Origin of the sequence: Streptomyces sp. NBC_01298, assembly GCF_035978755.1 — a bacterium.
Taxonomy (GTDB): Bacteria; Actinomycetota; Actinomycetes; order Streptomycetales; family Streptomycetaceae; genus Streptomyces.
In genome coordinates, this window is record NZ_CP108414.1 from 2,631,334 (window position 1) to 2,645,119 (window position 13,786).

General features: G+C 73.2%; 12 protein-coding genes. 3 read left to right on the forward strand and 9 right to left on the reverse strand.

The annotated features are described in order from the left end of the window. Positions 1-120: 120 nt before the first annotated feature. The 6 genes from hflX to miaA form a co-directional block, all read right to left on the reverse strand. Positions 121-1,629: a GTPase HflX gene (hflX, locus tag OG730_RS11780; RefSeq protein WP_327304206.1), complete on the reverse strand. Its 1,509-nt coding sequence runs from the start codon at positions 1,627-1,629 to the stop codon at positions 121-123. 196 nt (positions 1,630-1,825) lie between these two features. Continuing rightward, complete coding sequence (locus OG730_RS11785; RefSeq protein ID WP_327304207.1) at positions 1,826-3,274, reverse strand: M1 family metallopeptidase; 1,449 nt, start codon at positions 3,272-3,274, stop codon at positions 1,826-1,828. Between the two features lie 76 nt (positions 3,275-3,350). Then, a complete protein-coding gene (locus OG730_RS11790; protein WP_327304208.1) occupies positions 3,351-5,450 on the reverse strand; it encodes a RelA/SpoT family protein in 2,100 nt (699 codons plus the stop codon). Between the two features lie 140 nt (positions 5,451-5,590). Next, positions 5,591-6,466 (reverse strand): diaminopimelate epimerase, encoded by an 876-nt coding sequence (dapF, locus tag OG730_RS11795; RefSeq protein WP_327304209.1) that lies wholly within the window; start codon positions 6,464-6,466, stop codon positions 5,591-5,593. Between the two features lie 46 nt (positions 6,467-6,512). Next, positions 6,513-7,088: a hypothetical protein gene (locus OG730_RS11800; RefSeq protein WP_327309225.1), complete on the reverse strand. Its 576-nt coding sequence runs from the start codon at positions 7,086-7,088 to the stop codon at positions 6,513-6,515. Positions 7,089-7,221: 133 nt separating this feature from the next. Continuing rightward, positions 7,222-8,160, reverse strand: a complete 939-nt coding sequence (gene miaA, locus OG730_RS11805; protein WP_327304210.1) for a tRNA (adenosine(37)-N6)-dimethylallyltransferase MiaA — start codon at positions 8,158-8,160, stop codon at positions 7,222-7,224. A 174-nt stretch (positions 8,161-8,334) separates the two neighbouring features. Here miaA and OG730_RS11810 point away from each other — a divergent pair, with 174 nt between their 5' ends. Both OG730_RS11810 and OG730_RS11815 read left to right on the forward strand, forming a co-directional pair. Continuing rightward, positions 8,335-8,553 carry a gliding motility protein gene (locus tag OG730_RS11810; RefSeq protein WP_327304211.1) on the forward strand — a complete coding sequence of 73 codons (219 nt, stop codon included), beginning with the start codon at positions 8,335-8,337 and terminating at the stop codon, positions 8,551-8,553. 22 nt (positions 8,554-8,575) lie between these two features. Next, positions 8,576-8,821 carry an antitoxin gene (locus OG730_RS11815; protein WP_327304212.1) on the forward strand — a complete coding sequence of 82 codons (246 nt, stop codon included), beginning with the start codon at positions 8,576-8,578 and terminating at the stop codon, positions 8,819-8,821. Positions 8,822-8,921: 100 nt separating this feature from the next. Here OG730_RS11815 and OG730_RS11820 read toward each other — a convergent pair whose 3' ends face one another. Next, entirely contained in the window at positions 8,922-9,629 is a 708-nt protein-coding gene (locus OG730_RS11820) for a class III extradiol dioxygenase subunit B-like domain-containing protein (RefSeq protein WP_327304213.1), read from the reverse strand. 570 nt (positions 9,630-10,199) lie between these two features. After that, the gene (gene miaB, locus OG730_RS11825) at positions 10,200-11,717 is read right to left on the reverse strand and encodes a tRNA (N6-isopentenyl adenosine(37)-C2)-methylthiotransferase MiaB (protein WP_327304214.1); all 1,518 of its coding nucleotides are present in this window, start codon (positions 11,715-11,717) and stop codon (positions 10,200-10,202) included. 121 nt (positions 11,718-11,838) lie between these two features. Here miaB and OG730_RS11830 point away from each other — a divergent pair, with 121 nt between their 5' ends. Further along, positions 11,839-12,834, forward strand: coding sequence for a TAXI family TRAP transporter solute-binding subunit (locus tag OG730_RS11830; protein ID WP_327304215.1), 996 nt, complete (start codon positions 11,839-11,841; stop codon positions 12,832-12,834). A 10-nt stretch (positions 12,835-12,844) separates the two neighbouring features. Here OG730_RS11830 and OG730_RS11835 read toward each other — a convergent pair whose 3' ends face one another. Further along, on the reverse strand, positions 12,845-13,762 hold the full coding sequence (locus tag OG730_RS11835; RefSeq protein WP_327309226.1) for an ROK family protein: 918 nt from the start codon (positions 13,760-13,762) through the stop codon (positions 12,845-12,847). Between the last annotated feature and the right edge of the window lie 24 nt (positions 13,763-13,786).

Here is a 13,786-nt window from a genome sequence, read left to right on the forward strand (position 1 = left end):
CCGCACCGGCGCACCACATGACTGAGGGCCCCCGCTGCTGCGGGGGCCCTCAGTCGTTCATCCGGAACGCGTTACGCGGTAAGCCCTACGCGTTACGCGTTACGCATTACGCGGTACGCGTCAGTGCTTCGCGAGCACGTACGGCGCGAACTCCGCCGCCAGTTCGGCGTGCACCCGCGCCTTGAGCAGGGTGCCCTCCTCGATGTGTTCCTCGGAGATCACCTCGCCCTCGGCGTGCGCCCGGGCGACCAGCCCGCCGCGCGTGTAGGGCACCACGGCCTCGATCTCGATCGCCGGCCGCGGCAGCTCGGCGTCGATGAGCGCGAGGAGTTCCTCCATGCCCTGACCCGTGCGGGCCGAGACGGCGATGGAGCGCTTCTCGATCCGCAGCAGGCGCTGGAGCACCAGCGGGTCGGCCGCGTCCGCCTTGTTGATCACCACGATCTCGGGCACCTTGACGGCGCCGACCTCGCGGATGACCTCGCGGACCGCCGCCAGCTGCTCCTCCGGCGCCGGGTGCGAGCCGTCCACGATGTGCAGGATGAGGTCGGAGTCGCCGACCTCCTCCATCGTGGAGCGGAACGCCTCGACGAGGTGGTGCGGCAGGTGCCGGACGAAGCCGACCGTGTCGGCCAGGGTGTAGACCCGGCCGGACGGCGTCTCGGCCCGGCGCACGGTCGGGTCGAGGGTGGCGAACAGTGCGTTCTCCACCAGCACGCCCGCGCCCGTGAGGCGGTTGAGCAGCGAGGACTTGCCGGCGTTGGTGTATCCGGCGATGGCGACCGAGGGCACCTTGTTGCGGCGCCGTTCCTGCCGCTTGATGTCGCGGCCGGTCTTCATCTCCGCGATCTCCCGGCGCATCTTCGCCATCTTCTCGCGGATCCGGCGCCGGTCGGTCTCGATCTTGGTCTCACCGGGGCCGCGGGTGGCCATGCCGCCACCGCCGCCGCCACCCATCTGACGGGACAGCGAGGCACCCCAGCCGCGCAGTCGCGGCAGCATGTACTGCATCTGCGCGAGCGCGACCTGCGCCTTGCCCTCTCGGGACTTGGCGTGCTGGGCGAAGATGTCGAGGATGAGCGCGGTCCGGTCGACCACCTTCACCTTGACTACGTCTTCGAGGGCGATGAGCTGGCCGGGGCTGAGCTCGCCGTCGCAGACGACGGTGTCGGCGCCGCTCTCCATCACGATGTCGCGCAGCTCGCGCGCCTTGCCGGAACCGATGAAGGTGGCCGGGTCGGGCTTGTCGCGGCGCTGGATGACGCCGTCGAGCACGAGCGCGCCCGCCGTCTCGGCGAGGGCGGCGAGCTCCGCGAGGGAGTTGTCGGCGTCCTGCACCGTGCCGGAGGTCCACACGCCGACGAGCACGACCCGCTCCAGGCGGAGCTGGCGGTACTCGACCTCGGTGACGTCCTCGAGTTCGGTGGAGAGGCCGGCCACGCGGCGCAGGGCCGCGCGCTCGGAACGCTCGTACTGGGCGCCGTCCCGGTCTCCATCGACCTCGTGGCTCCAGGCGACGTCCTCTTCCATCAGGGCGTCGGCCCGAAGGCTCTCGGTGAAGCTCTGCGGCTCCGGCGCATCCTGTGCGTCGTCCCGCGCGTCCTGGGAAGGGGAAGAAGAGGAGGTCATTGGATCCTTACGTCGTTTTCGAATGCGTCCGCGTCAGGCGAAGCGGAGCCAAGGCCAAAGCTACTCCCGCGCGTGACATAACACTGTCACGTCCAACGTGTGACACTCCCCTGGGATTCCCCCGGACTGCGGAGATTCCCCGGGTGGCGCCCAGCGCGGCGGCCCCGTCGATGGTGGCATGCCCGTTCGGCGGACGTCACACGCTTTTCGGGGCGCTCCACTCCGGGTGCCCCGGCATGGCGGGGGTCTTCTTCCCGTACAGCCACGGCTCCAGGAACGCGCCCAGGTCCCGGCCCGCCTCCTGCGAGGCCAGCCGTACGAAGTCCGCCGTACCCGCGATCGCGTCCCGGTGCTCCCCCACCCAGCGCCGCTCCACCCGGTCGAAGGCCTTGACCCCGATCTCCTGCCGCAGCGCGTACAGGATCAGCGCGGCGCCGTCGTAGACCGCCGGCCGGAACAGCCCGATCTTCTCGCCCGGGGCGGCCGGCTTGGGCGCGGCCGGGGGGCCGCCGGCCGCACGCCACTGGTCGGAGCGCTGGTACGCCTCGCGCATCCGCCGCTCCAGGGAGTACTTGCCGAGGCCGTCCGCGTACAGGGCCTCGTACCAGGTGGCGTGGCCCTCGTTGAGCCACAGGTCGGACCAGGTGCGCGGGCTCACGCTGTCGCCGAACCACTGGTGGGCCAGCTCGTGGACCATCACGGACTCGACGTACCACTCGGGGTAGCCGCCGCCGCCCGCGAACAGCGCGCTCTCGAACAGCGACAGGGTCTGCGTCTCCAGCTCGAAGCCGGTACGGGCCTTCGCGATCAGCACCCCGTAGTTCTCGAAGGGGTAACGGCCGACCCGGGCCTCCATCCACTCGATGTGCCCGGCGGTCTTCTTCAGCCACGGCTCCAGCCGTTCCCGGTCCGCCGCCGGGACCACGTCGCGCAGCGGCAGTCCGTGCGGCCCGGTGCGGTGGATCACGGCCGAGTCGCCGATCGAGACCTGGGCCAGCTCGGTGGCCATCGGGTGCAGGGTCCGGTACGTCCACGTGGTCGCGGCCCCCGCCCGGTGGGCCGGGAGCGCGCCCGGCACCCCGTTGGCCACGGCCGTCGTCCCGGCCGGCGCGCTCACCCGGAAGGTGAAGTACGCCTTGTCGGCGGGGTGGTCGTTGCACGGGAAGACCCGGTGGGCGGCGTCGGCCTGGTTCGCCATGGCCAGCCCGTCGTCGGTGACCACCCAGCCGCCGTCGCCGCGGCCGCGCGGGTCGCTGGTGTGCCGGATGGTGATGTGGAGGGGCAGGTCCGGTTCCACCGGCCGGGCGGGGGTCAGGACGAGGTCCTCGCCCACGCTCGCGAAGGCGGCAGGTTCCCCGTTGACCTCGGCCGAGGCCACCTTCCCGTGGGTGAAGTCGAGGTTGACGGTGTCCAGCCGGGTGAGGCTGCGCGCGTCGATGACGGTGACCGCGTCGAGGGGGCTGCTGTTGTTCTTGTAGGCGAAGGACAGGTCGTACGAGAGCACGTCGTAGCCGGGGTTGCCGAGCTCGGGGAACAGCACGTCGCCGATGCCGAGCGCCTTGGGCGGGGGCACGACGGCGGCGACGAGGGTGAGGGAGGCCGCGGCCAGCAGGGCGGCGCGCAGGCGCGGGGAGGTGAGCTGCATCCCCCACCGCTTATCAGCGCCCGCCACGCGCCCGCGAACGGCGCGCGACGGCTCCACCCGAAAGGGGTCGGACCGGTTACGCCCGGCTGACGTCGTAGACCCCCGGCACGTCCCGCATGGCCCGCATCAGCGCCGGGAGGCCCGTCGCGTCGGGCAGCTGCAGGGTGTAGCTGTGCCGGACCCGCTGTTCGACGGGCGGCTCCACGGTCGCGGACACCACCTCGACCCCCTCGCGGGCGATGGCCTCGGTCAGATCGGCCAGCAGGTGCGGGCGGCCGAACGATTCGGCGAGCAGGGTGACCCGGCAGTCCGCGGTCGCCCGCCAGTGCACGGCGACGGGGGTGCGCCCCACCGCCCGCATCTGGGCCACGCTCGCGCAGTGGACCCGGTGCACGGTGACGACCCCGCCGCGGATGACGAACCCCTCGACGGCGTCGGGCGGCACCGGGGTGCAGCACCCCGCGAGCCGCACGGTGGCGTCCGGCAGGTCGGCGACGGCGTTGCCCCCGCCACTGCGCAGGCCGATCACCGAGAGCGGCGCCCTGGGGGCCGCGTCGGCGGGCCGGGCCCCGTCGGGGTGGGCCTCCAGCCAGCTGCTGACGGCGATCCGGGCGGCCGGGGTCCTGGCGTGGTCCAGCCAGTCGGCGGTGGGTCCCGAGGAGGCGTCGTGCGAGAGCAGGAGCTGGACGGTGTCCCCGTCCGAGAGCCGGGAGGAGAGGGAGGTGAGGCGCCCGTTGACCCGGGCGCCGATACAGCCGTGGGCCGCCTCGCCGTACTGCGCGTAGGCGGCGTCGATACAGCTGGCGCCGGCCGGCAGGCCCAGCGTGCCCCCGTCGGCCCGGAACACGGTGATCTCGCGGTCCTGGGCCAGCTCCGAGCGCAGGACGTCCCAGAAGGTGTCGGGGTCGGGCGCCGACTGCTGCCAGTCGAGCAGCCGCGAGAGCCAGCCGGGCCGGGTCGGATCGACCCGCTCCTCCTCGCAGTCGGACGCCGCGACCGGCTCCGCCGACGGCGGGGAGGTGTACGGATTGCCCAGCGCCACGACGCCCGCCTCCGCGACCCGGTGCATCTGCCGGGTCCGGACGATGACCTCGGCGACTTGGGTGGTGGGCCCCTCGGACGTGGCGAAGGCGGTGTGCAGGGACTGGTAGAGGTTGAACTTCGGGGAGGCGATGAAGTCCTTGAACTCGGAGATGACCGGGGTGAAGCAGGTGTGCAGCTCCCCCAGCACGGCATAACAGTCCGCGTTCTCCCCCACGAGGACCAGCAGGCGGCCGAAGTCGGAGCCGCGCAGCTCCCCGCGCTTGAGGGAGATCCGGTGCACGGAGACGAAGTGCCGGGGCCGCACCACGACCTCGGCCGCGATGCCGGCGTCGCGCAGGACGGCCCGTACCGAGTCGGCGATGGCGGGCAGCGGGTCGCGCTCGCCCGCGTGGGCCGCGATGAGCGCGCGGGTGTGCTCGTACTCCTCGGGGTGCAGGATCGCGAAGACGAGGTCCTCCAGCTCGGTCTTCAGGGCCTGCACGCCGAGCCGTTCGGCGAGCGGGATGAGGACGTCGCGGGTGACCTTCGCGATGCGGGCCTGTTTCTCGGGCCGCATCACCCCGAGGGTGCGCATGTTGTGCAGCCGGTCGGCGAGCTTGATGGACATCACGCGGACGTCGTTGCCGGTGGCGACGAGCATCTTGCGGAAGGTCTCGGGCTCGGCGGCGGCGCCGTAGTCGATCTTCTCGACCTTGGTGACGCCGTCGACGATGAAGCAGACCTCGTCGCCGAACTCCTCGCGGACCTGATCGAGGGTCACGTCGGTGTCCTCGACGGTGTCGTGGAGGAGCGAGGCCGTCAGGGTCGTGGTTTCGGCACCCAGTTCGGCCAGGATGAGCGTGACGGCGAGCGGATGTGTGATGTACGGCTCACCGCTCTTGCGCATCTGACCGCGGTGCGAGGTCTCGGCGAGCAGGTACGCACGGCGCAGGAGCGACAGGTCCGCGTCGGGGTGATGGGCGCGGTGCGCTTCGGCGACATGGCCGATGGCGTCCGGCAGCCGGTCCCGGGGCGTGGGCCCGAGCAGCGCGGCCCGGCCGAGTCGTCGCAGGTCAAGCCTGGTCCTGCCACGTCTGCGAAGTTCAGGGAGCGCTTCGGGACGTGCTTCGGGGTTCGTGGCCTCTGCACTCATGGGCACCTCCGACGGCATCGACCGGCGGTGGTGGGCATGGGGTGAGCCCTCAGGGCCGGTGCCTGATGCTACCGACCCCACCACGTGGCGCAGTCCACCTCTCGCTCAGCGTGAAACGGATCACCCATTAGAGGGAAGCTTCAGGCGAAAGCCGTTTCGGTGAGCCAGGCGGGATCGAACTCGCCCTCGGCCACGATCACGGCGGGTCCGGTCATCTCGATCCGCCCGTCGGGGTGCTCGGTGATGACCAGCGTGCCGCCGGGCAGATCGACGGTGTACGTGGCCGGCGCGCCGGTGACGGCCGGGTCGGCGCCGTCGCGGCGGATGGCCGCCACGGCGACCGCGCAGGCGCCGGTGCCGCAGGAGCGGGTCTCGCCGGAGCCTCGCTCATGGACGCGCATGGCGACGTGCCGGGGGCCGCGGTCGACGACGAACTCGACGTTGACACCCGTCGGGTAGGCGGACGCCGGGCTGTACGGGGGCGGGTCCAGCAGGGTCCCGGCGTCGTCCAGACTGTCAACGAAGGCCACCGCGTGCGGGTTCCCCATGTTGACGTTGCGCGCGGGCCAGGAGCGCTCGCCGACGGAGACGGTGACCTCGCCCGCGGGCAGCTCGGCGCGGCCCATGGAGACGGTCACGTCGCCGGTCTTGTCGAGGTGCACCCGCTTGACCCCGCCGCGCGTGGCGACGGCCAGGTCGCCCGGCTCCACGTGTCCGGCGTGCTGGAGGTAGCGGGCGAAGACGCGGACGCCGTTGCCGCACATCTCGGCGATGGAGCCGTCGCTGTTGCGGTAGTCCATGAACCACTCGGCCTCGTCGGCCAGGTGCGCGGCCTCGGGGTGCGCGGCGGAGCGCACGACGTGCAGCACGCCGTCCGCGCCGATCCCGGCGCGCCGGTCGCACAGCCGCGCCACGGCGGAGGCCGGCAGCTCGATGGCGTTGTCCGGGTCCGGGACGATCACGAAGTCGTTCTCGGTGCCGTGGCCCTTGAGGAAGGAGAGGCTGGTCTGCGTCACCCGCCCATGGTACCGAGGCCGTGCCCCGTACGGCCGGGCCGCCCCGCTAGCGGAGCCGGGCCACCCGGTACACCGCGAGCGCCACGACACCCAGCGCGACCAGCGCGTACAGCAGGGCGAGGCGCCAGTCGGGGCGCTGCCCCGAGCCGCGGGCCGGGAGTCCCGGCAGGGCGTAGCCCACGCGGCGCGCGGCCATCAGACCCCAGCCGCCCGCGCAGCAGCTGATGAGGAATCCGAGCATCGCGACGACCGCTCCGCCGTCGCCGAACTCGAAGGCGAGCGGGAAGGCGAACATCAGGGAGCCGGCCGCGGCCAGCATGACGATGGGGGCGATCTGCCAGAGCCTCAGCCTGCGCTGCGGGCGCAGTTCCACCTCGAAGGCGGGGGCCGCGGCGGCCTCCGCCTCGGCGGAGTCGGGCGCGTCCGGGCCGTCGGGGGTCAGCCGCGCGGGATCCGCGGGCAGCCCCAGTCCGAGGCCGCCGTCGGCGGGCAGGGCAAGGGCGTCCACGTCCGCCGGAGCTCCACCGAGCGGGCCGTCGCCATCGGCGAGGGCGCTGTGAAGCGTCGGGTCCGCTTCCGGCCGGGTGTCGTCCCGACCGGTGTCACGAGGGCCGGCCTCCATCGCCACGCGCCCTCCCCACGTTGGACTCCGTACGCTGCCGTACACCGCCGGTGACGGCACCGGCGGAAGTTTGATGATGGCACGCCGTCAGGCCCCGGACGGGCGTGCGGGGCGTCCCGATGCCATCACGTGATCAGGCTGTGACCGCTCGTTCGACCAACGACTGCGCGAGTCCGGCCAGTTCTCCCCGGTCCTCGGCGGCCCCGCTGAGCCAGTGCACCCTCGGGTCCCGGCGGAACCACGAGTCCTGACGGCGGGCGAACCGCTTGGTGGCGCGAACCGTTTCGGCGCGGGCCTCCTCCTCCGTGCACTCCCCCGCGAGGGCGGCCAGCACCTGCTGGTAGCCGAGCGCCCTGGAGGCGGTGATTCCGCCCCGCAGGCCCGCGGCCTCCAGCGTGCGGACCTCGTCCACCAGCCCGTCCTCCCACATCCGCTCCACGCGCAGCGCGATCCGCTCGTCGAGTTCGGGCCGGGCCACGTCCACGCCGATCTGGACCGTGTCGTAGACGGACTCGTGGCCGGGCAGGTTGGCGGTGAACGGCCGCCCGGTGATCTCGATGACCTCCAGCGCGCGCACGATGCGGCGGCCGTTGCTGGGCAGGATGGCCTGCGCGGCGGCCGGGTCGGCGGCGGCGAGGCGGGCGTGCAGGGCGCCGGGGCCGCGCAGGGTGACCTCGGCCTCCAGCCGGGCCCGGACCTCGGGGTCGGTGCCGGGGAACTCCATGGCGTCGAGCGCGCCGCGCACGTAGAGGCCGGACCCGCCGACGAGGACCGGCGTACGGCCCTGGGCGAGCAGCTTGTCGATCTCGGCGCGGGCGAGCCGCTGGTACTCCGCGACGCTCGCCGTCTCGGTGACGTCCCAGATGTCGAGGAGGTGGTGGGGGACCCCGCCGCGCTCCTCGGTCGTCAGTTTGGCGGTACCGATGTCCATCCCCCGGTACAGCTGCATCGAGTCGGCGTTGACGACTTCGCCGCCGAAATGACGGGCCAGGGCTACGCCCAGATCGGACTTTCCGGCCGCGGTGGGTCCTACGACGGCGATGACCCGCGGGGCGGGGGCTGCTTTCCTCACCGCACCAGTCTCGCAGCCCTCCGTCAAGGCATCGCCATGTACCCGATCGAGCTACGTGACGGGACCTGGGCGGGGTCGTTGCCCTGACGGGGTTCCGGCCGGGCGTACGCCTGCCGTGCGGCGGCCCGTCCACGGCGGAACTTCACTCACACGAGTAACGTTATAGGAGTAGACATGGGCATTTTGGACCGGCTTCTCGGCCGCAAGACCCCGGCGACGACCGAAGAGGCCGTTTCCGCGGATCTGACGGCGGAGTCCGCGACGGCCGACGAGGCCGGGACCGAGCAGGCTGTGGCGGAGGAGAGCGCGGCGGCCGAGGCCGTCGAGATCCCGAAGCAGCAGACGGCGGAGGTCAGCGCGGACAGCGAGGCCGCAGAGGGTGCCCGTACGTAGCCTCGCTATTGGAAGGTGACCCATGGGCCTGCTGGACAATCTGAAGGCCAAGCTCGCGCCCGCCAAGGACAAGGTCGGTGACCTCGCTGCACAGCACGAGGGCAAGATCACCCAGAATCTGGAGAAGGTGGCCAAGGCCGTCGACTCCAAGACCAAGGGCAAGTACAGCGGCCAGATCTCTAGCGGCGCGGACAAGGCGAAGGACGCCCTGGGCAAGATCGCGCACAAGGACGCTCCCGGCGGGCCGACGCCGCCGGCCGCTCCCTGACGCGGTCCCGGAATCCTCCGGACTCCCCGGCATCACGGAAGGGGCCCGGCACCACTTGGTGCCGGGCCCCTTCCGCGTTCCGTGCCGCCGTCCCTACGGCCTACGACCAGGCGGCGACGAAGTAACCGACCCCGTACGGGGCGTCCTCGTACAGCAGCCGTCCTTCGAGTCCGGCGCCCTCGGCCGCGCCCGCGAGGACCTGCCAGGGGGCCCGGCCGGCGGCCTGCAGCTCGGCGGCGAGTCCCGCGTCGAGGGCGGCGAGGGCGGGCAGGTCGGCGGCGCCGAGCGCGCGGGCGGCCTCCGCGTCGAAGCCGGCGGCGCGTTCGTCGAGGTAGCCGGGGGCCTTGAGGGTTCGCCGCGCGCTGCCGTCGCCCATGACGAGCAGGGCGACCCGGTCCTCGCGTACGGCGAGCTCCCGGCCGGCCTCCAGGCACTGCTCGGTGTCCAGCGGCCCGGCGACCCCGAACCCCTCCAGGGGCGCTGCGCCCCAGCCCGCCCGGCCGAGCAGCCAGGCGCCCACCGCGAGCGGGGTGGGCAGCAGCCGCGGCCCCTCCTCGCCCTCGCCCAGCCGTACGTCGGCCGCGACCCCGAATCCCCGGAAGGTGCCGCGGGCGCCCTGGGGGTAGGCGCCGTGGTGATCGGGATCGCAGGCTCCGACCACGACGAGCAGATCGGGCCGGGAGGCGGCGAGCACGGACAGCGCGTCGGAACAGGCGGTCCGGGCGTCGGCGAGTTCGGCGGCGGCGCCCGTGGCGAGCTCCGGCAGGAGCATCGGCGGGGCGGGGCAGACGGCGGCGGCTACGAGCATGATCCGCAGCGTAGCCGCCCCGCTCCTTCTTGACGCGCTCCTTCTTGACGCGGAGCTCGCACCGCTGCGCGGGCTTCGCCCCGCCGGGCCGGACTCCGTCCGGCGGTGGCGGGTCGGGGTTGCCGCCACCGCCGTCCCGGCGTGGGGCCGGTGGGCGGGTGCGGCTGGGTTGGCCCTGCGGGGCGGGGGTCCCCTACCCGCCCTTCCACCGTTCCCCGGGGGCCGGCCCCCGGACCCCCGCTCCTCAAGCGCCGGAGGGGCTGGATGTGCCCGGTGCGGGCTGGATGGCGCGGAGCGCCATCCAGCCTCGCCTGCGTTGGAGGCGCGGGGTCTGGCACGGAGCCCCAGGAGGGGTCCGGGCGCAGCCCGGGGAACGGGCGAAGGGCGGGTACGGGGACTCCGCCCCGCAGGGCCGAACCACCCGCACCCGCCCACCGGGCCCCACGCCGGAACGGCGGTGGCGGCAACCCCGACCGGCCGCCGCCGGACGGAGTCCGGCGCAGCGGCGCGAAGCCGGTAAGGCCCGCCAGGGCCGCACCGCGCGAGCGACGCGTTGAGAAGGAGGACGCGTTAGGAAGGAGAAGGTGCGGCGCAGCCCGAGGTCGTGGCCGGGAGGGGGGTCGGGACGCCCAGGGTCGGGATGCCGAGCAGGACGCCCTTCGGCTGCGCCGGAGCCGCGTTGCGCTTCTCCCACGCGTCGCCAGCGCGGGTGCGGCGTACCGCCCCCGTCGGGCCCTCCGCCAGGAGGTGGTGGGGGGCCGCGTAGGTGATCTCGACGGTCACCACGTCGCCCGGGCGGACCTCGTCCTCGGGCTTCGTGAAGTGGACCAGGCGGTTGTCCGGGGCCCGCCCGGACAGCCGGTGGGTGGCGCCGTCCTTGCGGCCCTCGCCCTCCGCGACCATGACCTCCAGGGTCCGGCCGACCTGCTTCTTGTTCTCGTCCCAGGAGATCTCCTCCTGGAGGGCGACCAGGCGCATGTACCGCTCCTGGACGACCTCCTTGGGGATCTGCCCCTCCATGTCGGCGGCCGGGGTCCCGGGGCGCTTGGAGTACTGGAAGGTGAAGGCGTTCGCGAAGCGCGCCTCGCGGACCGCGTGCATGGTCTGCTGGAAGTCCTCCTCCGTCTCACCGGGGAAGCCCACGATGATGTCGGTGGAGATCGCCGCGTGCGGGATCGAGGCGCGGACCTTCTCGATGATGCCGAGGAAGCGGTCCTGGCGGTACGAGCGGCGCATGGCGCGCAGGATCGTGTCCGATCCCGACTGCATCGGCATGTGCAGCTGCGGCATGACGTTGGGGGTCTCGGCCATGGCCGCGATCACGTCGTCGGTGAAGTCGCGCGGGTGCGGGGAGGTGAAGCGGACCCGCTCCAGGCCCTCGATGGCCCCGCAGGCGCGCAGCAGCTTGGAGAAGGCCTCGCGGTCGCCCAGGTCGGAGCCGTAGGCGTTGACGTTCTGGCCGAGCAGGGTGATCTCGGAGACGCCCTCGGCGACCAGTGCCTCGACCTCGGCGAGGATGTCGCCGGGGCGGCGGTCCTCCTCCTTGCCGCGCAGCGCCGGGACGATGCAGAAGGTGCAGGTGTTGTTGCAGCCGACGGAGATCGAGACCCAGGCGGCGTACGCGGACTCGCGCCGGGTCGGGAGCGTGGAGGGGAAGGCCTCCAGCGATTCGGCGATCTCGATCTGCGCCTCTTCCTGGATGCGCGCGCGCTCCAGGAGAACGGGCAGCTTGCCGATGTTGTGCGTGCCGAAGACCACGTCGACCCAGGGGGCGCGGTCCACGATGGTGTCGCGGTCCTTCTGCGCGAGGCAGCCGCCCACGGCGATCTGCATGCCGGGGCGCTTCGTCTTCATCGGCGCGAGCCGGCCGAGGTTGCCGTAGAGCTTGTTGTCGGCGTTCTCGCGGACCGCACAGGTGTTGAACACGACGACGTCGGCGTCGCCGTCTGAGCCCTGGGGCGCGCGGACGTACCCGGCGTCCTCCAGCAGGCCGGACAGCCGCTCGGAGTCGTGCACGTTCATCTGACAGCCGTACGTCCGGACCTCGTACGTTTTCACAACAGTCGCCTCGCCGCTCTCGGTACTCACCCAGCAAGGGTACGGGTCGGGCGTGGCGGCCCGGGCCGGGCGTGGGCCGGAGCGGGCCGGTGAGGCCCGGCGGGGCGGGCGGGCCGTGACAGGACGGCGGGTCGGTGGCAGGATCGCGGCCATGCCTCTCGTACCGCCCCGGATCAGCAGGCGCCGTGCCCTGCGGGCCCTGGTGGCCGTCCTGGCGGTGCTCTGCGCCCTCGTCTGGTGGCTGAGGCCCTTCGGCCGGCCGGAGCTCACGGGTGAGATCACCTTCAGCACCGGCGTCCAGCAGGGGGTCTACCACCGCTACGGCCTGCTGCTGGAGCAGGCGCTCGCCAAGGACGTGCCCGGGGTTCGGGTCCGGCTGAACACGAGCGAGGGTTCGCAGCAGAACCTGCAGCGGGTGGCCGCGGGCGAGGCCGACTTCACCGTGGCGACGGCCGACGCGGTGGCCAAGTACCAGGTCGACCGGAAGCCCGGAGCGGACAGGCTGCGCGGGCTGGCCCGCCTCTACGACGACTACGTCCAGCTCGTGGTCCCCGCCGGCTCGCCCGTCCAGTCCACCCGGGACCTGCGGGGCAAGCGGGTCGCCGTCGGCCAGGAGGGCTCGGGCGTGCGGCTGATCTCCGAGCGGATGTTCAGGGCCGCGGGGCTGGACCCCGCCCGCGACGTCACCCCGGTGGCCATCGGCATCGACACCGTGCCCGCGGAACTGGAGGCCGGCCGGATCGACGCCTTCTTCTGGTCCGGCGGGCTGCCCACCACCGCCGTCCGGGAACTCTCGGAGCGGTTCGAGATCCGGCTCGTGCAGCTCGGCGACCTGGTGGAGGCGCTCCAGGCCAGCGGCAGCCCCGCGCGGTACTACCGGGCGGCGGTGATGCCGCAGGACGCCTACGACCATGTCCGCAGCAACTCGGCGGTGTCCACCGTCGCGGTGCCGAACCTGCTGGTGACGCGGGACGACGCGGGCGCCGAGCTGACGGAACAGTTCACGCGCACGGTGATCGACAGCCGCGACCCCATCGGCAAGCAGGTGCACGCGGCCCAGCTCGTGGACCTGCGGACGGCCATCTACACGGATCCCCTGCAACTGCACGAGGGCGCGGCCCGCTACTACCGCTCCGTCAAGCCCTGAGGCCTGCCGCTCACTGCCGCAGCAGCATCGACGCCGCGGCGGCGGCCCCGATCAGGCCCGCGTGGGTGCCCAGCGTCGCCGGGACGACCTGGAGGTCCCTGACGAAGGACAGGGTCGCGTACGAGGCCAGGTGCGCGCGGACCGGCCCGAAGAGGGTGTCCCCGCAGGCGGCGACGCCGCCTCCGATGACGGCGATGTCGGTCTCGACGAGGGTGGCGGTGGCCGCGATGGCGGCGGCCAGCGCCCGGCCGGCGCGGTCGAAGGCGGCGAGGGCGACGGGATCGCCCGCGGCAGCGGCGGCGGCCACCCCGGCCGCGGTGGCGTCCCCGGCCGGGACCCATCCCTGGGCCAGGGCCCAGGCCGCGATGGCGGTGCCGGAGGCGAGGGACTCCACGCAGCCGCGGCCTCCGCAGGCGCAGGGCTCCCCGTCGTAGGCGACGCTGATGTGGCCGATGTGACCCGCGTTCCCGGTGGGGCCCGTGTGGAGCTGGTTGTTCAGGACGAGGCCGCCGCCGACGCCGGTGGAGACCACCATGCAGAGGGCGTTGGCGTGCCCGCGGGCGGCGCCCAGCCAGTGCTCGGCGGCGGTCATCGCCACCCCGTCGCCGGCCAGCACCGTCGGGATCCCGGCCCCGTGCCGCGCGAGCTCGGCCTCCACCCGGGCCTGGACGGGGAAGCCCCGCCAGGCGCCGATGTTGACCGGGCTGACCGTGCCGAGCGCGGTGTCCACCGGGCCCGCGCTGCCGATCCCGCACCGGACGGCCGAGGACCACAGCGGGGACTTCGCCAGCTCCGCGACGACCTCCGCGACGGCGGCGAACACGGTGTCCCCGTCGGCGCCGCGCGGGGTGGGCCGGCGGGTGGTGGCCGTCATCGAGCCGTCGGAGTCCACCAGTGCTCCGGCGATCTTCGTACCGCCGATGTCGATCGCGACCGTCGGCCCGGAGTCGGC

Coding starts and splice junctions, on each gene's coding strand:
- hflX (WP_327304206.1), bottom strand. CDS start 1,629: ATGACCTCCTCTTCTTCCCCTTCCCAGGACGCGCGGGACGACGCACAG.
- OG730_RS11785 (WP_327304207.1), bottom strand. CDS start 3,274: ATGCAGCTCACCTCCCCGCGCCTGCGCGCCGCCCTGCTGGCCGCGGCC.
- OG730_RS11790 (WP_327304208.1), bottom strand. CDS start 5,450: ATGAGTGCAGAGGCCACGAACCCCGAAGCACGTCCCGAAGCGCTCCCT.
- OG730_RS11800 (WP_327309225.1), bottom strand. CDS start 7,088: ATGGAGGCCGGCCCTCGTGACACCGGTCGGGACGACACCCGGCCGGAA.
- OG730_RS11810 (WP_327304211.1), top strand. CDS start 8,335: ATGGGCATTTTGGACCGGCTTCTCGGCCGCAAGACCCCGGCGACGACC.
- OG730_RS11815 (WP_327304212.1), top strand. CDS start 8,576: ATGGGCCTGCTGGACAATCTGAAGGCCAAGCTCGCGCCCGCCAAGGAC.
- OG730_RS11820 (WP_327304213.1), bottom strand. CDS start 9,629: ATGCTCGTAGCCGCCGCCGTCTGCCCCGCCCCGCCGATGCTCCTGCCG.
- OG730_RS11830 (WP_327304215.1), top strand. CDS start 11,839: ATGCCTCTCGTACCGCCCCGGATCAGCAGGCGCCGTGCCCTGCGGGCC.